This is a genomic window from Paracidovorax cattleyae (assembly GCF_900104515.1).
GTDB classification, from domain to species: domain Bacteria; phylum Pseudomonadota; class Gammaproteobacteria; order Burkholderiales; family Burkholderiaceae_C; genus Paracidovorax; species Paracidovorax cattleyae.
Map to the genome: position 1 here is coordinate 1 of NZ_FNJL01000050.1, position 20,576 is coordinate 20,576.

Genomic DNA, 20,576 nt, shown 5'->3' on the forward strand with positions numbered 1-20,576 from the left:
GCCCCAGTCTCTCGCGGGCCGCGCCAACCTGATTTTTTGAGGGCCTGCTCCAGCACGCTTATCCCGTGCAGGTCAGGCTCGCTCCACTTGCGCCAGTACGCATACACGTTCTGCCACTTGGGAAACTCCGGCGGAAGAAACCTCCACTGACAGCCTGTGCGCAGTAGGTAGAGCACCGCGCAGAACACCTCGTAGAGATCCAGCTCTATGGGCTTGGTACTGCGCCGAACGCTGCGCAACAAGGGCTCGATCTCGGCGAACTTCTCTCTGCTTATGTCGCTTGGGTAGGGCTTTCTTTTCACCAAGCAATTGTCGGCTCTAAAAAGATCGTAAACAGGCTCTAAGAGAAGACGATGACGGCATCAACCTGCAGAGCCCGTGCAACAAGGTCTTCCAAGTCAAGTACGGCGTGCTGGAAACCGGTGGCGTCAAGAGCCTCGGCAACGGCTACGCTCAACTGGTTGACTTGGACGTCGGCCGCAACTTCATGCAGACATTGAGCGATGCACCCGCGGTCACCGCCGGCGCCAAACTCTGAAGCTTGCCGTTGACAGCCGAGCCTGGTCGGCTCGCTACGCCTCGTGGTCGCAGCTCCACTGCCTACAGAGCAGCCTTTGGATGCCCCGTCGCGGCAGGCACCGAAAAACTGAAACTCGCCCCCCATCCCGGCGCATCGCGCAAGCTGATGCGCCGATCGTGCAGCGCCAGCATGCTATGGACGATGCGCAGGCCGAGGCCGCCGCCGCGGCGCGCACCGCCCACGGTGAAGGGGCGCTGGAACAATCCTTCGCGCAGCTCCTCGGCAATGCCCGGCCCTGTGTCGCTGACCGTCACGTCCAGACCGTCCCCAGAGGGCGAGATCCCGACTTCGATGCGCCCATCTTCCGGCGTGTATCGCAAAGCGTTGTCCAGCAGGTTGCCCAGCACCCGCTCGATCATGCCCAGGTCCGCCTGCGCTATCGGCAGGGCCGGCGGAAACACCGCAGCCATGGCGATGCGCTTGGCCTCGGCCCGCAACTCGAACTTCTGGAATACGTCCTGCACGAGGTCGGTCATCGAGAACGGTTCGGGCTCGGGCTGGACAAACCCGTACTCCAGCCGCGCCAGCTCGAACAGACTTTGTGCCAGGGCGCCCACCTTGCGGCTCTGGTCAAGCGCGATGCCCAGGTAGCGCTTTCGCTCCGGCGGCTCCAATACGGCATCCTTGAGCAGGAGCGTTTCCAGATAGCCATGCAGGGATGACAACGGCGTGCGCAGATCGTGAGAGATGTTCGCAATCAGTTCGCGGCGTTCTTGGTCCTGGCGCGTCAGGGCTTTCCACTGTTCGCCGATGCGCTCGACCATTTGCCGATAGGCGGCGTCCAGCACCGCGATCTCGTCACGGCTGTTCTCGGTGGTCGCGGCCGGGCGGGCCGGAAACGCTGGAGGGGCTCCATTCATGTCGAACTGCCGGACAGAGTCGGTCAGTCGCCGCAGCGGCCGTGTGATCAAGGTAAAAGCCACCAAACCCGCCGCGAGACAAAGCAGCCCGACCATGCCGATGGATAGGAGAGCCGTCTTCAACACCGCATCCGCCGATCCCCGGGCTGCAAGCAGGTCGTGAGCTTCTCCCAGCAGCACGACGTAGATGAACCCGACCTGTCGGCCATCCACGCTCACGGGGGCAGCACTGAATACCTTGCGGCCATCGGTGCTTCTCGGGTCATCGCCCAGGATGGGCAGCATCCGCCCATCAAGAAACCGGCGAACCGGATCGAGATCCACGCGATCTCGGCGCAGACGGCCTTCGGGTGCAGCATGGCCGGCAATGCGACCGTCCGGCTCCAACAGATAGACCTCCACACTCGGGTTCACCATCATCAGTTGGCTGAATAGGTTGCGAACTGCACCTGGCATCAGGCCGTTGGCATCAGTGAGTTTGGTGTCCCGGGCGATGCTTTCAGCGACGTCCCGAGAAAGTGCCTGCACGACCTCGAGTTCATGCATCCGATTGGAACGAATCTGCAGCCAGGCGGAAGTACCGCTGCACAGCATGAGGAGCACGGCAAAGACGATGGCCAGCCGCTGCGTCAACGTCAGCCTCATCCCTCCACTCCGGCTTCTGCAAATTTATAGCCACGCCCCCAGACTGTGAGGATGCGCAAGGGTTGTGTGGGATTGGCTTCCACCTTGGAGCGCAGCCGGCTGATGTGGGTATTGACCGTATGCTCGTAGCCTTCATGTTGATAGCCCCAGACGGCATTGAGCAAATCCATGCGCGAGAACACCTTGCCAGGCTGCCGGGCAAAGAAGTACAGCAGATCGAACTCGCGCGGTGTCAGATCCAGACGGGTGCCGTTTAGCTTGGCGTCTCTCGTCACCGGGTCCATCGCCAAACCATCGGTCAACAAACTGCCCGACTCCATGCGCATGTTCTGAGCCAGGGCGTCCACACGGCGCAGCAGCGCCTTCACCCGCGCCACCAGTTCCAAAACGGAAAACGGCTTGGCCAGATAGTCGTCCGCCCCGATTTCCAACCCCAGGATTCGGTGAACCTCGCTGGAGCGGGCACTGATGATGATGATCGGCGTGTAGCGCGTCATGGCTCGCGCCCGGCGGCAGATTTCCAGCCCATCGACACCGGGCAACATCAGATCCAGCACCAGCGCATCCCAGCCACCACGCTCCAATTGCGCCAGTCCATCGTCACCGCGAGCGCAATGCACGACGTCCAGCCCTTCGTCCCGAAGGTGAAGTGCCAGCAGGTCGGCGATGTGGGCGTCGTCCTCGACCAGCAGGATGCGGCGGGCAATGGACATGGATAGTCAGTTCTTCAAAGTCATGGCAGGGCGGTCGTCGGCTGCGACGCGATTTCACATTGTGCGCAATCCACGGGCGGGAGTTATCACGAATCCTTTAACTTTGCGTGAGGACTCGGGGAGTTCACCTTCGTAAGCTGGCATGCATCGAATCCAGAAAGCCGAGCCATGACCACCAGACGCCATCTCCTTCTGAATGCAGCCGCCTCCGCTGTCGCAATGACGCCTGGCCTGTTCCACCTCCGCGCCACGGCCGCAGCAGCGTCGGAGACCTTCGAGGTGAGCCTCACCGATGCACAGTGGCGGGCACGGCTCAGCCCACAGCAGTATGCGGTGCTGCGCCAGGAGGGCACAGAGCGTCCGGACAGCAGCCCACTCAACAAAGAGCATCGCGCAGGCACCTTTGCCTGCGCCGGCTGTGCGCTGCCGTTGTTCTCGTCCGAGACCAAGTTTGAAAGCGGTACCGGCTGGCCGAGTTTCTGGAAGCCGCTGGACAACGCCGTGGCTACCCGCAAGGACCGAAGCTACGGCATGGTTCGTACCGAAGCGCATTGCCGCCGCTGTGGCGGGCACCTGGGCCATGTCTTCGACGATGGGCCGAAACCCACGGGCCTGCGTTACTGCATGAATGGGTTGTCCTTGGCCTTCACACCCAAGGCGGCCTGAGCAACCCAGCCGCCTGAAAGACCAAGCCATGTTGCTGATCATCCTCGCTTACCTGGGGGGTGTGCTGACCATCGTCAGCCCCTGCATCCTTCCCGTGCTCCCCTTCGTGTTCTCCCGTGCGAGCCAGCCGTTCATGCGCAGCGGATTGCCGCTGCTGGCAGGGATGGCGCTCACCTTCGCTGTCGTCGCCTCGCTTGCTGCGGTGGGCGGTGGATGGGTGGTCGCCGCCAACCAGTACGGCCGCTGGCTGGCCTTGGCACTGGTGGCTGTTTTCGCGCTGACCTTGCTGCTCCCGCATCTTTCCGAGCGGCTGACCCGCCCGTTGGTCGCGGTGGGTGCGCGCTTGTCCGAGTCTGCGCAGAGCGACGGTGCACCGCGCATCGGATCCTCCGTCCTGCTGGGGGTTGCGACAGGCCTGCTGTGGGCACCTTGCGCCGGACCGATCCTCGGCCTGATCCTGACCGGTGCGGCCCTGCAGGGTGCCAATACCACTTCGACGCTGCTACTGCTGGCCTATGCAGCAGGCGCTGCGACCTCCATGGCAGCAGCACTCCTGCTCGGCGGCAGAGTGTTCGCCGCACTCAAACGCCTACTGGGGGCCGGGGAATGGGTGCGGCGCGGTCTGGGTGCAGCCATGCTGGCAGGTGTCGCCGCCATCGCTCTGGGGTTGGACACCGGCGTGCTCGCACAACTCTCCACTGCCTCGACCGGCAATATCGAGCAAAAGCTGGTTGAGCGCCTGAACAAGCCACAGGACGGCGAAGCGATGGCAATGCGCGGGAACAGTGCCATGATGATGCAGGGGCCAGCCATGGCGCCAACCCAAGGTGCGGCCATGATGGCTGCCGGGGGGGCCATGCGCATGGCCGGCCCTGAGAGTGGGCCATCCGCACTGCCCGACGAAGGCCAGGCGCCGTCGCTGGATGGCGCGACCGAATGGCTCAACTCGGCACCGCTGACGAAGGAGGACCTCCGAGGCAAAGTGGTGCTGGTCGATTTCTGGACATACTCCTGCATCAACTGCCTGCGTACCTTGCCCTATGTGAAGGCCTGGGCAGAGAAGTACCGAGACCAAGGCTTGGTGGTGGTTGGCGTGCACGCACCGGAATTCGCCTTCGAGCGCGATGTACGAAACGTCACCAAGGCCATGAAGGATCTGGGCATCACCTACCCTGTGGCTGTGGACAACCAGTACGCCATCTGGCGCGTCTTCAAGAACCGGTATTGGCCAGCGCACTATTTCATCGATGCCACCGGCCGTATCCGCCACCACCACTTTGGGGAAGGCAACTACGCCGAGTCTGAGAGGGTCATCCAGCAGCTTTTGAAAGAAGCGGGTGCATCGAAGACAGCCATGGGTCTGACCGAGGTGGATGCCAGCGGAGTCCAGCTGGCAGCCAACATGGAAGAGGTACGTTCACCCGAAACGTACCTGGGTTATGGGCGCGCAGAGAACTTCGCATCCACCCCGAGGGCGGTGCATGACAAGGTGACGGCGTACATCGGCCCCACCCGGCCCACGCTCAACGCCTGGGGTTTGTCAGGTCGTTGGATGGTAGGTCGAGAAAGTGCCACCCTCTCGGAGCCTTCGGGGCGCATCGTGTACCGCTTCCAGGCCCGCGATCTGCATCTCGTGCTGGGCCCCGGTTCTGACGGCAAGCCCGTGCGGTTCAAGGTCAGTATCGACGGCAAGGCGCCTGGCAAGGCCCACGGCATGGACGTGGCAGCCGATGGCAGCGGCACCGTCACCGACCAACGCCTCTACCAACTGGTACGCCAGCCGGGCGACATCACCGAGCGGACGTTCAGCATCGAGTTTCTGGACCCCGGCGTTTCCGCCTATGCCTTCACTTTCGGATAACCCCAATGAACACGCACACTGCACCACGGCTGGTCTCACATCGGCGCACCGTACTCCAGACATTGGCGCTCGGCGTCATGTTGCCGGGCGGGGCGCTGCTCTGGCAGAAGACGGCCTTTTCTGCGGAGGAAGCGGTCCGCATCCCCGCCCCTGCCCAGGACCTTCAGGCAGGCGCGCAGGCGCCGCAACGCGCGATATTTACCGGCGGCTGCTTTTGGGGCGTGCAAGGCGTTTTCCAGCATGTCAAGGGCGTACAGCGCGCGGTGTCGGGCTACAGCGGCGGCACCGCGCCGACTGCGGCGTATGAACTTGTCAGCCGGGGCAACACCGGCCATGCGGAATCCGTCGAGATCACGTACGACCCGGCACAGGTCAGCTACGGCACGCTACTGCAGATATTCTTTTCCGTTGCGCACGATCCGACACAGCTGAATCGCCAGGGCCCGGATGTCGGCACGCAGTACCGCTCGGCCATCTTCGCGACGAGCCCGGATCAGCTCAAGGTGGCCAAGGGCTACATCGCCCAGCTTGACGCCACCAAGCTCTTCGGCAAGCCCATCGTGACGCAACTGGCCGACAAGCCCAGCTTCTTCCCGGCAGAGATGTACCACCAGGACTACATGACAGAGAACCCGCGCAACCCCTACATCGTCGCCAATGACTTGCCCAAGGTGGAGAGCCTGAAGCAGCTGTTCGCCGATCGGTACCGAAGCGAACCTGTGTTGGTGAAGCGACCACGTCAAGGTAGTTGAGCCCGTGGTCGCGCCTCGCGGGAGCTGTCTGGTCACGGTTCAAGGCGCCACATCGAAGAGCGTTAGGGTACCAATCTGCGTTGCTCAAGCGATCAGATGTTCCAGTGTTCCCACTACACGCGGCAGGCACGACCTGAGCGCCGTTATGGAGAAACCTTCGTGCCAGCTCGCTCCACGCGACGGGATTCGCGCTTGTAGCCCGCACTGAGTTCATCCAGCCCGGTGAGCTTCTTGGCAAAGGTCTTGGGCGCTTGGAGCTTGAGTTGGTTCACGGCGGCAATTGCTTGCTGATTGGCATATGCCCGGGAAGTCTCGATGCCCATGCGCACTTGCAGCGAGTAATCCGTCGACACGAAATCGGCCATTCGTCCCAGCGTCCAGTCGGCCCGCACATCCGAGGGCGCGCGCTGATCCAAGACTTTGAGTTCGTCCTGCGTGAACACGAATGGATCACCTGCCTTGATGTTGCGGAACCAGAGCATCTTGTTGGCATCCGTGGCAGGCCGCGCCGAGGGCGTGATGAACTGCTTGATGTTCTCCTGCTTGTGTACTTGGCCTGTCCCATGGCACGAGAGGCAGGAGGATGCGGGATTGTCGATCGGCCCATTGACCCGGTCCTTCCAGCCAAACTCGCGCCGCCTTTTCAGATCGAAAAGCAGACCTTGGTCTCTGAGCTTGGTAATCTGTGGATCCAGAGCCTGCTCCTTGAATGCGGCAGGCATCGTTTCACCGGGATCGTTGCCCCACATCACACCGACTGGCAGGAGATTCTTCGTCCAATGCGGGGACGTCGATGCATCGACGTTCGCATACATGAATGTCCCGAAGACCCAGCCGGTCTGGGCATCCATGCGCTTGTCACGGATCGCAAAATCGACCTGCAGCAGCCGCATGGGCTTGGTCTCCCGGCTCGCCGCACCGAAGGACGTGTAGATGTTGGCACTCCACATCGGAGCGCCCTTGAGGTACGGCACCTCAGCTTCCGATGCTTCTGTGAACAGGAATTTGATGATGAAGGTGCCCTCGGGATAGCGCATGTCAGACAGGTCTGCGACCGACCGGTTGCGCCAGATCCGACCCAGCACATGGCCACCGGGCTGGTTGAACATGCCCACTGCCCAACTCTGCACGTCATCGCGAGTCTGGGATGCATGCAGGTAGCCTTTGGGGGCAGGACGCTCTTGTGTCAGTCCACAGATCGGCTCGCGACCTGCGCCGATGTTCCCTTTGGCAACATCGTCGGGGCCGTTGCCGAACGAGAGTGTCATCCAAGGTGCGTGGTACCAGCCGTTGGCCACCTCTTTGCAGCCGTCGGAAATGTCACCTGTGAACGCAGTCAGCCCATAGGCCAGCACGGCTGCATAGTAGGCCTCCCGCTCCTGCGGCTTGCGCGGATCGAGCGTCAGCCAAGGCTGCGCCGACATGTCGCTCGAGTTCGTTGGGAATGCGTAGCTAGCCTTGAACAGGTCTCCCGACCACTTGTCAGGCCGATCCAGCAGGGAGCTTGCGAAGCCCACATTTCCAGCAGGCACCGCCGGTTGCGAAGCAACGGGGCCAACGGCCATGCCGATGCCTGCCAGAAGGATAAGGGCTGAGCGAGACACGTTCATGGTCGGATACTCCATCGGAAAGGCATGCATGTCGGGCCGTCAACTGAGCCACGCCATATGTCTCTACGCTATTGCGCGGCGAAATTCCACCGATGCAAGCCACTTCACGTAGCGTGGTCCGGGTCGGCTATCGCTTGGCGAGACCAGGGCGATCGCGCCTTCATCGTCTGCCAGCGGCATGCCGTCACGCAGGTACACAAGCATCGCCCTGTCCCCGATTGAAGTGATGTAGAGCTCAGCCCAGCTGAAGAGCGCGAAGTAGCCATCCGTCCCTCTCGCGAGGACGTAGCTCTGCCGAAGCGCGTTGTGATCCGACTCCAGCGGCTTGGAGGCTGTGAGCACGTCTCGCAGCAAGGCACCGGTGTACCTGCGAACGCTGCCATCAGGCGCCTTGAAATCCATGGGCTGCGCGGGAAATTGACCGAGATCCTTCGCGGCATAGACGGCGGGCGACGCCACGGCACCAGCCACCGAAACGGCCCGTGACGGAACGGGCGCCGCCGCTGCGCGCTGCCCAATCAGGCTCGCGCCGACTACGGCGGACACGCAGGTCAAGCCGTGCAGCAGCAAGCGGCGGTTCGAATCCATGCTCTTTCCTCCGCGTCAGGACCATTTGCATGGTCGTCAAATCGGTTTGTTACAAGAGCTTAGCCGGCGCCGCATTGCGAGGCAATAGCGGCGCAACCCCAGTTCCGCTCCTTTCTCCAGGACGACCTCCGGCACCCGGTCCCGCGAGCTCCAAGCAGGGGTAGGTTCCGGGGGGAGCAACACCACCTCCAGCCCGACCTGCGCGATGGCCTGGCAGAGAAACTCTCGGTAGCGATCGATCTCTGCGCGTTGGTCATGGGAAGGTGCGCGCACCGGAAGCGCGTGTCGTGGTCGAACCGGCTCCAGCCTTTCAGGGACAGCTTCACCCCACACAGATCGAGCTTGAAGCGCACGATCATCGGAACGCAAAGCAGGGTCGCAACGAAGTCCGACTCGAACGCGAAGAAGACCACTCCTTCATCAATAGACGTCGCGGACATAGCGCTTCTCCTTCGACATCTGGGCCACGTAATCGGTGGCGGCCTCGGCGCTCAGACCACCATGCACCTGCACCACCTGCCTGAGCGCGGCATCCACGTCCTTGGCCATGCGGCTGGCGTCGCCGCAGACGCAGAAGTGCGCACCGTCCTGCAGCCAGGCCCACAGCTCGGCCCCTTGTTCAAGCATGCGGTCCTGAACGTAAATTTTCCTCTCCTGGTCACGCGAGAAGGCCAGACTGAGCTGGCTCAACAAGCCATCCTGGTGCATGGCCTGCAGTTCATCGCGGTAGTAGAAGTCGGTCTCGGCATGCTGCTCACCAAAGAACAGCCAGTTGCGGCCCGTGTCGCCACGCGCGCGGCGTTCGTGCAGGAAGCCGCGGAACGGCGCCACGCCGGTACCCGGCCCCACCATGATCATGGGCGTGTCCTTGCCCGCAGGCGGGCGGAAGTGCGCGGACTTCTGAACGAATATGGGCACCGCGATGTCTGTCGCCCGGTCGGCCAGGAATGTCGAGCAGACGCCGCGCCGGGGCTTTCCGTTGTAGTCGTAGCGCACCGTCGATACCGTCAGGTGGACTTCATCGATCTGTGCCTTGGGGCTGGAAGAGATCGAGTACAGCCTCGGCTGCAATCGCTTGAGCGCGGCGATCCACTCCTGCGCCGTGACCTGGACCGGGAACTCCTCCAGAAGATCCACGATCTGGCGTCCCCACAGCCATTGCTTGAGGTCTTGCGCTCGTTCGGGTTGGAGAAGGTCGCCCAGCACCTGGCTGCCAGAGCGTTCGCGGATGAAGCCCAACATGTCGGTGGTGATCTTCGCGATGTCCTGGTGGCGCAGCAGCGCCTCCGTGATGGGCATGTCACCCAGATCCTTGACCGACACGGGCGCCGACGCGGGCAGCTTCAGGGCCGTCAGCATGTCGGCCACCAGCTCCGGGCAGTTCGTCGGCCATACGCCCAGCGCATCGCCCGCCTCGTAGCTCAGGCCAGACGCCTTGAGATCGAAGACGAACTGGCGGGTTTCCTTACCGGCGCCTTCGGTGTTGAGCACGCGGTTCACGACCAGCCGGGTGCGCAGCGGACTCTGCTTGCTGAACGCGGCCGGCTTCACGATCTGCGGCGGTGCGTCGAGCACGACGGCGTCGTCGTCGCCCACCATCGCCAGAACCGGCGATGCGGGCGCGGCCTGAGCGGCGGGGGAAAGAGATTTCAGCGCCGCACGCAGCCTGGTCAGCCATGCCGATGCGCTGGCTTGGTCGTCGGGTTCGCAATCGGTACGCTCGACCAGCCGGGAGCCACCGAGCGCAGCCAGGCGCTCATCAAGCTTGCGGCCGAAACCGCAGAACTGGTCGTAGCTGGAATCTCCAAAGGCGAGCACCGCGAACGGATGAGAATTCCAGTGGGCTGCAGCATCGGACTGCAACGCCTGCCAGAACGAAGCGCCGTTGTCAGGTGGGTCTCCATCGCCAAACGTGCTGACTACCAGGAGCAAGGGAGCACCGGCCGGAAGCTGTTCCAGCTTGCAGGCGTCCATGCCCTGCAGATGCACCCGCCAGCCGTCGCTTTCGAGTTGCTTGGCACACTCGCTCGCATAGCCTTCGGCATTGCCGGTCTGGGAGGCCCACAACAGCGTGAGCGTCTTCACTGCATCGGTCACTGGCGCAGCAGATGGCGCGGGTGCGGACAGTGCCTGGCACACCGCAGCCAGCCATGCCTTGGCCGCGTCCTGGTACTCCGGCTCGCAATCGACCCGTGCGGCGATGCGCTTCGCACCCAGCGCTTCCAGATGCGCATCGAGCTTGCGGCCGAAGCCACAGAACTGGTCGTAGCTGGAATCTCCAAAGGCCAGGACGGTGTAGCGGACGTCCTTGAGTCGCGCCGCGGCATCGCCTTGCAGCGCTTGCCAGAACGTCGCGCCACTGTCCGGCGGATCACCATCGCCGAAGGTGCTGGCGATTAGCAGCAGGTGGCTTCGAGGCGGGATGTCGTCGAGCTTGCAGGCATCCATGCAGGCCAGCGTGACCAGGCAACCCTGTTGCTTGAGGCGCTCGACACATTCGGCCGCAAAGCTTTCCGCGTTGCCAGTCTGCGAGGCCCACAGCACGGTGACCACAGCCGGCTCGGCTGCGGTGCCGGAAGCGGGCAACGTGGGCGCCGGGGTGTCGCCCGCAGCCAGACCCTGGGCCACTGGCGCCCCCGACGGCAACCAGGTGCGCGAGAAAAGCCCCGCCAGGATGCCGTCGACCAAGGCGCGCTTGGCCGGTGCCAGAGGCGCCGTCAGCGGCAGCGACGGCACGCCCCCCATCTTTCGCGCCTCTTCGCTGTGCAGGCCCGTGAGGAAGCCCTGCAGGTACAGCTGTTCCTGCGGCTCCAGGGCCGGAATGGGGGCGGCTTCGATGCCCAGCAGCCGGGCGAGCGCATTGATTTGCATGATGTGGTGCTCCCTTGCGTAGAGGTCGGCGGGGTCGGTGGCCTCGCCCAGCATGTCCGCCATCGCCGACACGGTGCCCTGGGGCGTGGACCCGCTTACAGGTGCGGTGGTTTCGGCGTCGAGCGTGTGCGACGGCTCCGGCGCCAGGCGGGCCAGCGCCACGGCGCTGAACTTGAATTCGGGTTGCTGCGACAGCGGATCGATGGCGTCGCTGGTGACGGCGTTGATGGCAAGGTTCTCGCCATACACGTCGTTCCAGTGGAAGGGCGCGAAGCAATTGCCGGCACGCACGCGGTCGGTGACGACGGCGGGGAGCATCGCGACGCCACGCCGGGACCGGATCTCGACGCAGTCCTTGTCGCGGATGCCCAGCGTGGCCGCGTCTTCCGGGTGGATTTCGACGAAGGGCCCCGGGTTGAGCTTGACCAGCGTGGGAATCTTGCCCGTCTTCGTCATCGTGTGCCACTGGTGCTGCAGGCGGCCGGTGTTCAGCACGAAGGGGAAGTCGGTGTCCGGCATCTCCGCCGGATCGCCGTGGGGACGCGGGAAGAACACGCCCTTGCCGCTGGCGGTGGCGAAGGCGATGGCGGGACGGGTGCCGTCGTCCTGGACCTTCAGCTTCTGGCTGACGCCATCGTTGAGGTAGCGGATAGGGTGGCGGTCTGCGTTGTCGTCCGGCGAGCAGGGCCATTGCAACGGCGTCTCGCGCAAACGGCCGTACGTCGCACCGCGGATGTCGTAGCCGGTCTTGGGGTTCCAGAAGCGCTTGATCTCTTCGAAAACCTCTTCGGCACTGGCGTAGGTGAACGCTTCCGCGAAGCCCATTTCGCAGGCGACGCGGGCGATGATCTGCCAGTCCGGCAGCGCCTGGCCGGGCGGGTCGATGGCCTTCTGCATGAGCGTGAGGTTGCGCTCGGAGTTGATCATCACGCCCTCGGCCTCGGCCCACAGCGCGCCGGGCAGCAGGATGTCGGCATAGCGGTTGGTCTCGGTGTCGAGGAAGGCGTCCTGGGTGATCACCAGTTCGGCCTTTTGCAGTCCCGCGATCACGTTCTTGCGGTTGGCCACCGTGGCCACCGGGTTGGTGCAGATGATCCAGCAGGCCTTGATGTCGCCAGCCATCATCCGCTCGAACATCGCCACCGTGCCACCGACCAGCCGCGTGTGCAGCGTGCCGCGCGGAACCCCCCAGGCGTCCTCCACGAAGTGGCGTTCCGCCTCGACAAGGACCGCGCGTTGGCCCGGAAGACCTGGGCCCATGTAGCCCATCTCGCGCCCGCCCATGGCATTGGGCTGGCCCGTCAGGGAGAACGGCCCGCTGCCGGGCTTGCAGATGGCGCCGGTGGCCAGGTGCAGGTTGCAGATGGCGTTGGTGTTCCAGGTGCCGTGGGTGCTCTGGTTCAGCCCCATGGTCCAGCAGCTCATCCAGGCCTTGGCCTCGCCGATCATCCGGGCGGACGCGCGAATGTCGGCCTCGGGGATGCCAGTGATGGCGCTGACTTTCTCGGGTGTGTACTCGGCCAGGAAAGCGGGCATGGCCTCCCAGCCCTCGGTGTGCTGCGCAATGAAGTCAGCATCGGTGTGGCCGTTGGCGTGCAGCAAGTGCATCAGGCCGTTGAGCAGCGCGAGGTCGGTGCCCGGCTTGATCTGCATGAACAGGTGGGCCTTCTCCGCCGTGGTGTTGCGGCGTGGGTCCACCACGATCAGCTTCGCTCCGGCCTTGACGCGGTCCATCATGCGCAGGAAGAGGATGGGATGGCAGTCGGCCATGTTGGCGCCGATGACCAAGAACACGTCGGCCTGGTCGAAGTCCTGGTACGACCCCGGCGGCCCGTCCGAGCCCAGCGACAGCTTGTAGCCGCTGCCGGCACTGGCCATGCACAGCCGCGAGTTCGACTCGATCTGGTTGGTGCCGACGTAGCCCTTGCACAGCTTGTTGACCAGGTACTGCGCTTCCAGCGACATCTGGCCCGAAACGTAGAACGAGATGGCGTCGGGGCCGTGCGCATCCAGGATGGCCTTCAGGCGCCGGGCGGTCTGGGCGATGGCCTCGTCCATGCGAATCTGCACGGGGTCGCGCTGGCGGTCGCTGCGGGCAAAAGCAGCTTCCATCCGGCCGGACTCCCGTAGGGCCTGCGCGCTGGTGGAGCCCTTGGTGCACAGCCGCCCGAAGTTGGTCGGGTGGTTCTTGAGCCCGGAGACCTTGATGACCTTGCCGCCCTGCACATCCAACGCCATGCCGCAGCCCACCCCGCAATAGGGACAGACGGTTTTCACCGAAGTCGAGGTCATCGCGTGCGTCCCTTCGTCTTGGACAGTCGCCGTCAGCCGATCAGGAATTCCTGCCATGGCCAAAACAACACCCTGTTGAATGCGCAAAAAAAAGCGTCCGCACATCCTGACGACCGCGCTGCAGCGGTGAAGTGATGTGCGGACGCCGTTGTCCTGCCCGAATCACGCCCTCCATCGGGCGCGGCTCGAGGATCTACCTAGATCATGGAATCAACAGTGCAAGACTTGTGCCAACGATGCATTCGAGTGGATATAGCGGTACTGATCTGAAGAGTCTGTACCTGCCGCACCACCATGCGGCAATCAATCACGCAAGCGTGCCTGTTCGGTGCAGATGCGCCGGGATGTGGCCGGCAGTCACAACCCTTCAAGACGTCCCTTCACGACCTGCAGCAGCGTGGTCGCCGGCAACGAGAGTTGCCGCTCCGAGTTCACGCACAGGCTGAGGATCGAGGGCGGAATCGGGCGGTCGGCCAGCGGCACGTAAACCATCTGGCCTGCACGGACCTCCTTGTCCGCGTCCATCTCCGTCATCAGGCCCACGCCCATGCCGCGCATCACCAACTCCTTCATCAGCATGATGCTGTTCGAGGATGCAATCAGCTCGGGCCTGGCCGATGCGCGTGCCAGGATCTGGTTGACGATCAGACGCAGGTCCAGCGAGGCCTCGGCCACCACCACTTTGTAGGGCAGGCAGTCCGATAGCCGGACCTGTTCCTTGATTGCGAGGGGGTGGTCCGGCGCCACCACCGCACCGACGCGGAAGTTCTTCTGCCCCATGACAGCCAGCCCTGGCGTGAGTCTCGGATTGATGGTCAAGCCGAAATCCACGTCGCCGGACAGTACCGCATCGGTCACGCGGTGCGCGCCGTAGACCTGCAGTTCAAAGGTCACGGCCGGATAGCTCTGATGGAAGTCCATGGCAGCGCTGGCCACGAACTCCGAGGCAGCCCCCTCGATCGTCGCCAGCACCACGTTGCCCCGCTTGAGTCCCTTGAGGTCCTCGATGCGCGACTGAAGGGAATGCATTTCGTTCTGCCACTTGCGCAGCGAGTGCAGGACCAACTCCCCCGCTGAGGTGAGCTTGAGTCCCTGTGGCTGGCGCTCGAACAGCGGTACGCCGATCTCTTCCTCGATCTTGAGGATCTGCCTGTCGACCGAGGACGAGGCGACGTGCAGTGTGTCGCCGGCCTTGCGCATGGAGCCCTGCCGGGCAGCTTCGTCGAAATAGCGCACGAACCTGGAGAACACCCACATGGAAGCAACCTCTCTTTACCTGATGCGTTTAACGCAATGAGTATGTGCGAATTCTCTTCTTTGATGCAACGCAAGACATTCCTAGACTGCCTGCATCCCTACATCCTCACGAGCAAATAGCCATGCCCATCAAGCCCGCCGCCCCTGCGATCACGCAGCCAGAAACCAGCACCTTCACCCCCCAGGACTGGGCCATCCTGGCCCGCCATTGGTATCCGGTCGCGCGCTGCATCGACATCGCCGACCAACCGGTGCAGGTGCAACTGCTGGACGTCAAGCTGGTGGCGTACCGCACCAGCGCAGGCCTGTCCGTGGCACTCGATCGGTGTCCGCACCGCGGCGTGCCCTTGAGCAAGGGCTGCGTGAAGAATGACCACCTGGTGTGTGCCTACCATGGCCTGACCTTCAACGGCGAGGGATCCTGCACCCGCATCCCGGCGCACCCCTCGCTGGTGCCATCCGAGCGCTTCAGGCTCCGGTCACTCCCGGCAGTCGAGCGGTATGGTCTGCTGTGGACGTGCCTGACGCCCGAGCCGCAGAGCGATGCCGCCATTCCGCCCATGCCCACGTGGAGCGCAGACGAACACCAGCAAGTGCTACCGCCGTATGTGGACATCCAGGGCTCGGCGGGCCGGCAGGTCGAGGGCTTCGTCGATGTGGCGCATTTCGCCTTCGTGCACCATGAAGCCTTCGCAGACCCGGACAACCCGGTCGTACCGACCTACGAAACCACATTGACCGACACCGGTATCCGCAGCGACTACGTCAGCACCGTCAGCAACTTCCCCAAGGGCATGCAGCATCTGGCGCCCGAGGGATTCCAGTGGCGGCGCGTCTACGAGATCTACCCGCCGTTCACGGCCCGGCTGACGGTGCACTTCCCCAACGACGGCCTGCTGAACATTCTGAACGCCGCCAGCCCGATGACGGCCACGAGCACACGTCTGTTCGTGCCCATCACACGCAATTTCGACACCACGGGGCCGGTCGAAGACGTCTACGCCTTCAATGCCCAGGTTTTCGCAGAAGATCAGGACATCGTGGAGAGCCAGTGGCCGCAAGACCTTCCCCTTGATCCACAGGCAGAGGCGCATTTCGCGGCGGACCGTTCATCCGTCGCCTACCGGCGTCGGCTTAAAGAGATGGGGCTGAGCTTCAAGCGTGCGGTGCCGGCATGAAGACCTACGTCTGCCTGATCTGCGGATTCATCTACGAAGAGGCCGAAGGCAGCCCCGAGCACGGCATTGTCCCGGGCACGCCTTGGACGGCCGTGCCTGACGACTGGCTCTGCCCCGAATGCGGCGTCGGCAAGGCCGACTTCGACATGGTGGAAATCTGACACCCGTGCCGTCTGACCCCTGACAGCAACCTGCAGCCCAAGTAACGGGACGCATTCTCTTTCTTGCAAGCGCACGTTTGAAGCGTTCTGGGCGGAGCCTTGCCCGACCCGCCTGCCCCCCACTGATACAGCATCGCCATGATCACCACGCTGAACAACCTGACCCCCGAGCTCGCCCATGCCTGGCATCCGGTGGCCCTTTCGTCAGAAGTCGCCGAGCAACCGCTGCAGGTCAAGTTGCTCGGCGAGGCGTGGGCTCTCGTCCGCACCGCCGACGGCCTGATCGCACTGCGCGATGTCTGCCCGCATCGCAATGCGCCCCTTTCGGCCGGATGTGTCGTCAACGGTGCGCTCGAATGCCCGTACCACGGCTGGCGCTTCGGCTCCGATGGCCGCTGTGTCGGCATTCCAGCGATGGGGCCATTGACGCCACCACGCAATGCTGCGGCCCGGACGCCGGCGGGTCTGCAGGAACGCTATGGCCTGGTCTGGCTCGCACCGAAGCCGCCCAAGGCACCTTTGATCGAGATTCCAGAATGGACGCAGGACGGCTTCCGGGCCGGGCTGATGCCACCCTTGAGAACAACTGCGTCGGCAGCGCAAATCGTCGACAACTTCCTGGACGTGACGCACTTCTATTACCTGCACGGCAAGACCTTCGGCCTGGCGTCGCCAGACCCGATCAGCGTTTACCGCGTGGACCGCAGCGATGCCGAGATCGTGCTGCACCATCAGACCCTGTTTTCCAACGGCAGTGGCCCGCTGATGCCACGTGTGGGCCACTACCACTGCACCTTACCCTACCAATGTCGCCTGGTCGCGGAGTTTCCAGGCACCGACCGTTTGGACATGATTGCGCTGATCGCTCAGCCGGAAGACGCGCACACGACCCGTATCTACAAGTTGCTGGCCTACAACTGGGCCAGCGAGCCGCAACTGGCCGAGATGATCGACTTCGAGACCCGCGTGATCGGGGAAGACCTGTCGATGGCCGAACTGCTGCCCACGCCGGATGTGCCGCTGTGCACTGCGGCACAGGCCCATGCGCGGGGTGACGAGATCGGCCTTGCCTGGAGACACGCGATCCAGCATCTGTTCGGGGCAGAAGCCGGTGGAACCCCGAAGGAGTTGCCTCCTTCGGCCGGAACGCTGCAACAACCGAGCGCCATCGATCCGGAAGATGGCCATGAACATGCCATTCCAGTCTTGTGGGCGTCACAGACCGGCCAGGCACAAGCCATGGCGCTGGAGCTGGCCAAGCGCCTGGAGGGGCAAGGCAAGACGACCCGGTGCTTCGCCATGGATGAATGGGCACCCGAACGCCTATCACGCGCTCCGTTGGCGGTGCTGGTCAGCAGCACCTTCGGCGACGGAGACCCGCCCGACAACGGCAGCGGCTTCTGGGCGGGCCTTTCCACTGAAACGATGCCGCGCCTGGATGGGTTGCGCTACGCCGTCTTGAGCGTCGGTGACCGCTCGTTCGACAGCTTCTGCGCCCACGGCCGGCGCCTGGACAACCGCCTGCGCGACCTGGGTGCACAGCCCCTGGCACTCAGGGCCGATGTGGAGCATGGAGAACGGGAAGCGATCACGCAATGGATGCAGGCGGTGCTGGCGGCCAGTACGCCGTCACAACTCACGCGCATGCCAGCCGTCGAGTCGGCCACATCTGATCCTGCACCTGCGAGAGCGCCTTCGTCTGCCACCAATCGGACCGCCCCGACCTTCGTCAACGCGCGCCTGCTGAGCGTCCAGCGCCTTGGCAGTCCCGCTCACGAGCGCTTCCTGTCGCACTGCGTGATTGATCTCGCGCAGACGGGCCTGCGCTACGAAGCGGGGGACCTGTTGCGGGTCATGCCACACAACGCCAAGGCAGAAGTTGACACGCTGCTGGCGACAGCGCACCTGGACGGCGGCTGTGTCGTGGAAGTGGGTGGGCGGGACATGACACTGCGCGAAGCACTGACGGACCACCTCGACATCCGCCGGTGGGGCGCCCAGGCATTGAAAGAAGCAACGGCAGGAGAAGGTGCCCAGGCTTTCGTCGGGCGCATCCGGCCGCTGCAACCACGCCGCTATTCGATTGCATCGAGTCCCAGCGCCGATCCGACGCTTGTCCACCTGCTGGTGACGTGCCATGCCACCGAAGGCGGGCTGTGCAGCAGCTACCTTGCCAGCGCAACGCCGACCGACACGTTGCGCGTCTCGGTGCAGGCCAATCCCCGCTTCAGGCTGCCGTCAACCGACGACACCCCGATCATCATGATCGGTGCCGGTAGCGGGCTGGCACCTTTCCGCGGCTTCCTGCACGAGCGCCGCGCGCGAGGCGCCACCGGCAGGAACTGGCTGTTCTTCGGGGAACGGCATGAAAACTCGGATTTCCACTTTCGCGACGAGTTCGAGGACATGCGAAGGAAGGGACAGCTTGCCAGATTGGAAACCGCCTTCTCACGCGATCAGGCCGAACCGGTCTATGTCCAGAGCCGGCTGGTGGAATACGGCGCCGAGGTTTGGAACTGGCTTCAAGAAGGCGCCGCAGTCTACGTCTGTGGCAGCCTGCAGCGCCTGGCGCGTGGTGTCGATGAAGCGCTGCTGCAGATCGCGCAGCGCCACGGCGATTTCGATGCGGATACGGCAGCCGAATACTGGGCGCAGTTGCGACGCGACGGGCGATACCTGAAGGACGTTTATTGAGCAGGAGATCACCTCACTCCGATTCAATCGAGGATGCGTGCTACGGCGACCGAGAGATGCGGCCGGCAGTAACCACAGGTGGTCGCACTACCACGCGATTCGCACCCAACTGTCAACCGTTATATTCATGAATACATGACGCATCCGAGCAAATATCTATTAGGGAAGATCTGCACAACACACGGATAAGCATGCCATAGAATGACTAAAGATACGGTCATTTTTTACATCAGTGGTTTGCTCAAAGTGACTATCCTCAGGTAGTCATGGACATTTTCTGGCATTCCGAGCACACTGCTGCAATGGAATGGCAGCCAGACCCAGCCCAATATCCGGCATTTTTGCGCCGAAAGATCGCACGCGGGCGGGGATGCGGGGCCGGACCAAGCTATCTGCCCTGGTACACGACGCGTGAGATCCGCTCGATGGGCAACTGCGATACGCCCAACAGCATCAGGAACGGCAGGCAGTACGAACTGCTTTCAGACTTCGAGACGCTGTACTTCTATCTCCTCGAACGCAAGCAGAGTGTCGTTGACCTCAGAGAGCAGTTTCCGATCTTTGACCTGGCTCGAACCCAGCAACTCGCCGCCGAGTTCGGCATACCGCACAAGCGTGTTGGAAGGTACCCCGAGCCCTACACCATCGACTTTCTGGTGACGGAACACGTCGAGGACCAGCACGTTCTGCGCGCTGCAAGCATCAAGCCGCCCGACATTGAATTGGACGCCGTGACGTCCGCCAAGCTCAGCATTGAGCACCAGTGGTGCGAGGAACAAGGGATCCAATGGGAATTGGTCGACTTGAGCACCCTGCCCGATCCCCAAGTGACCCTGTCAACACTCAGATTCCTCCGCCGGTGGCGTGCGCACGGCTGGCAGCCCGAACCAGTGCTGGGAAAAATGGTGCGCGACCACTTCATGCATGTGTATGAACGAAACGTTCCTTTGAGCATTCTGCTGAAGAGGGCCGCGCAGCGGCTGAGGCTGAAATCGGAGCAGGCGGAAGATGCTTTCAGGTACGGTGCGTGGGCAGGCGATATCAACATATCCTTGAATCACGAGGTCGCGCTCAACCTGCCCCTGGTGCTTCGCAACGATGAGGTTTGAACCATATCCGGCGGTCGCACGCCAAGTGCCCCACGCGCTCAAGGCTCCCGTCGGTCCGGACGAACCGCAGCGATATCTGCGCCTGACACATCAGTTTGCCGGGACCTTCTTCGGCATGTGGGTCACTGATGAAGCGGGCGCGCGCTATGCACGTCGCCCCGTGGCATTCACGCTGGATGACCTCGCAGACCTCGAAGAAAAAGGCGGCGTGTGGGGACGCCTCGCACTTCCAGACGATCTGCTGCCCCAACTGGCGGAGGGTGAGCCGGATCCAACCGATGGAGCTTGGCGGATCATTGCCCCGCTCGTTGAAAGCTTCAAGTCGGAAAAGAACCTGGGCAGGACCATGTTCACCCATCTGGTGCATCTGCGCGCATCCGAGACAGGGTCGCACTGACCTGCTCCCCATAGGGCGTACCAATAGAAGGTTAGTAGAGTCCGTTTTCAGAGGAAGAACGGACATGAAGAAGAGCAGATTCACCGACGAGCAGATCATCGGGTTCCTCAAGCAGGCTGAAGGCGGCATGCCGGTCAAGGAACTGTGCCGCCTGGGCGGCTTCAGCGACGCGACCTTCTACAAGTGGCGCGCCAAGTTCGGCGGCATGCAAGCCAGTGAGGCCACACGACTACGCGAGATCGAGGGCGAGAACGCCAAGCTCAAGAAGCTGCTGGCTGAGGCCCACCTGCACATCGAAGCGTTGAAGGTGGGCTTCGGGGTAAAGCGCTGACCCCGCAGGCC

At 63.2% G+C, this 20,576-nt stretch carries 16 protein-coding genes and 2 pseudogenes; 10 read left to right on the forward strand and 8 right to left on the reverse strand.

Features of this window, described 5'->3' with window-relative positions; genetic code table 11:
* On the reverse strand, positions 1 to 302 hold a 302-nt coding region (locus BLR05_RS24300), incomplete at its 3' end, for a transposase (RefSeq protein ID WP_167361313.1).
* Between the two features lie 107 nt (positions 303 to 409).
* Between BLR05_RS24300 and BLR05_RS27555 the strand changes: the two genes are divergently transcribed.
* Positions 410 to 538, forward strand: coding sequence for a hypothetical protein (locus BLR05_RS27555; RefSeq protein WP_279616040.1), 129 nt, complete (start codon positions 410 to 412; stop codon positions 536 to 538).
* A gap of 62 nt (positions 539 to 600) precedes the next feature.
* Here the strand turns inward: BLR05_RS27555 and BLR05_RS24305 are convergent, their stop codons facing one another.
* Entirely contained in the window at positions 601 to 2,085 is a 1,485-nt protein-coding gene (locus BLR05_RS24305) for a sensor histidine kinase (RefSeq protein ID WP_092840079.1), read from the reverse strand.
* Positions 2,082 to 2,798 carry a response regulator transcription factor gene (locus tag BLR05_RS24310; RefSeq protein WP_092840082.1) on the reverse strand — a complete coding sequence of 239 codons (717 nt, stop codon included), beginning with the start codon at positions 2,796 to 2,798 and terminating at the stop codon, positions 2,082 to 2,084. Before BLR05_RS24310 ends, BLR05_RS24305 begins: the two co-directional genes overlap by 4 nt.
* A gap of 168 nt (positions 2,799 to 2,966) precedes the next feature.
* Between BLR05_RS24310 and msrB the strand changes: the two genes are divergently transcribed.
* Genes msrB through msrA form a run of 3 tightly spaced genes read left to right on the forward strand, consistent with a single transcriptional unit; the run spans position 2,967 to position 6,077 of the window.
* Positions 2,967 to 3,464 (forward strand): peptide-methionine (R)-S-oxide reductase MsrB, encoded by a 498-nt coding sequence (gene msrB, locus BLR05_RS24315; RefSeq protein ID WP_092840085.1) that lies wholly within the window; start codon positions 2,967 to 2,969, stop codon positions 3,462 to 3,464.
* A 28-nt stretch (positions 3,465 to 3,492) separates the two neighbouring features.
* A complete protein-coding gene (locus BLR05_RS24320) occupies positions 3,493 to 5,325 on the forward strand; it encodes a cytochrome c biogenesis protein DipZ (protein ID WP_092840088.1) in 1,833 nt (610 codons plus the stop codon).
* A 5-nt stretch (positions 5,326 to 5,330) separates the two neighbouring features.
* Entirely contained in the window at positions 5,331 to 6,077 is a 747-nt protein-coding gene (msrA, locus tag BLR05_RS24325; protein WP_092840091.1) for a peptide-methionine (S)-S-oxide reductase MsrA, read from the forward strand.
* A gap of 143 nt (positions 6,078 to 6,220) precedes the next feature.
* Here the strand turns inward: msrA and BLR05_RS24330 are convergent, their stop codons facing one another.
* The 5 genes and pseudogenes from BLR05_RS24330 to BLR05_RS24350 all read right to left on the reverse strand — a co-directional run bounded on the left by BLR05_RS24330 (position 6,221) and on the right by BLR05_RS24350 (position 14,695).
* Entirely contained in the window at positions 6,221 to 7,687 is a 1,467-nt protein-coding gene (locus BLR05_RS24330) for a hypothetical protein (protein ID WP_143016008.1), read from the reverse strand.
* Between the two features lie 63 nt (positions 7,688 to 7,750).
* The gene (locus BLR05_RS24335; RefSeq protein ID WP_092840096.1) at positions 7,751 to 8,275 is read right to left on the reverse strand and encodes a molybdopterin-dependent oxidoreductase; all 525 of its coding nucleotides are present in this window, start codon (positions 8,273 to 8,275) and stop codon (positions 7,751 to 7,753) included.
* Positions 8,276 to 8,311: 36 nt separating this feature from the next.
* A pseudogene (locus tag BLR05_RS27690) lies at positions 8,312 to 8,715 on the reverse strand (nitrate reductase associated protein).
* Positions 8,696 to 13,438 (reverse strand): molybdopterin-dependent oxidoreductase, encoded by a 4,743-nt coding sequence (locus BLR05_RS24345; protein ID WP_092840102.1) that lies wholly within the window; start codon positions 13,436 to 13,438, stop codon positions 8,696 to 8,698. Before BLR05_RS24345 ends, BLR05_RS27690 begins: the two are co-directional and overlap by 20 nt.
* Positions 13,439 to 13,795: 357 nt before the next feature.
* Positions 13,796 to 14,695 (reverse strand): LysR family transcriptional regulator, encoded by a 900-nt coding sequence (locus BLR05_RS24350; protein ID WP_092840105.1) that lies wholly within the window; start codon positions 14,693 to 14,695, stop codon positions 13,796 to 13,798.
* Positions 14,696 to 14,817: 122 nt separating this feature from the next.
* Here BLR05_RS24350 and BLR05_RS24355 point away from each other — a divergent pair, with 122 nt between their 5' ends.
* The 6 genes and pseudogenes from BLR05_RS24355 to BLR05_RS24380 form a co-directional block, all read left to right on the forward strand.
* Positions 14,818 to 15,873 carry a Rieske 2Fe-2S domain-containing protein gene (locus BLR05_RS24355; RefSeq protein ID WP_092840108.1) on the forward strand — a complete coding sequence of 352 codons (1,056 nt, stop codon included), beginning with the start codon at positions 14,818 to 14,820 and terminating at the stop codon, positions 15,871 to 15,873.
* Positions 15,870 to 16,034 carry a rubredoxin gene (locus BLR05_RS24360; RefSeq protein ID WP_092840111.1) on the forward strand — a complete coding sequence of 55 codons (165 nt, stop codon included), beginning with the start codon at positions 15,870 to 15,872 and terminating at the stop codon, positions 16,032 to 16,034. The genes BLR05_RS24355 and BLR05_RS24360 overlap by 4 nt, the downstream gene beginning before the upstream one ends.
* A 138-nt stretch (positions 16,035 to 16,172) precedes the next feature.
* Positions 16,173 to 18,728, forward strand: coding sequence for a flavodoxin domain-containing protein (locus BLR05_RS24365; protein ID WP_092840113.1), 2,556 nt, complete (start codon positions 16,173 to 16,175; stop codon positions 18,726 to 18,728).
* A 266-nt stretch (positions 18,729 to 18,994) separates the two neighbouring features.
* Positions 18,995 to 19,837: a TnsA endonuclease N-terminal domain-containing protein gene (locus BLR05_RS24370; protein ID WP_092840116.1), complete on the forward strand. Its 843-nt coding sequence runs from the start codon at positions 18,995 to 18,997 to the stop codon at positions 19,835 to 19,837.
* Positions 19,827 to 20,234: a hypothetical protein gene (locus BLR05_RS24375; RefSeq protein ID WP_143016009.1), complete on the forward strand. Its 408-nt coding sequence runs from the start codon at positions 19,827 to 19,829 to the stop codon at positions 20,232 to 20,234. Before BLR05_RS24370 ends, BLR05_RS24375 begins: the two co-directional genes overlap by 11 nt.
* 64 nt (positions 20,235 to 20,298) lie before the next feature.
* A pseudogene (locus BLR05_RS24380) lies at positions 20,299 to 20,576 on the forward strand (transposase); the annotation flags it as partial.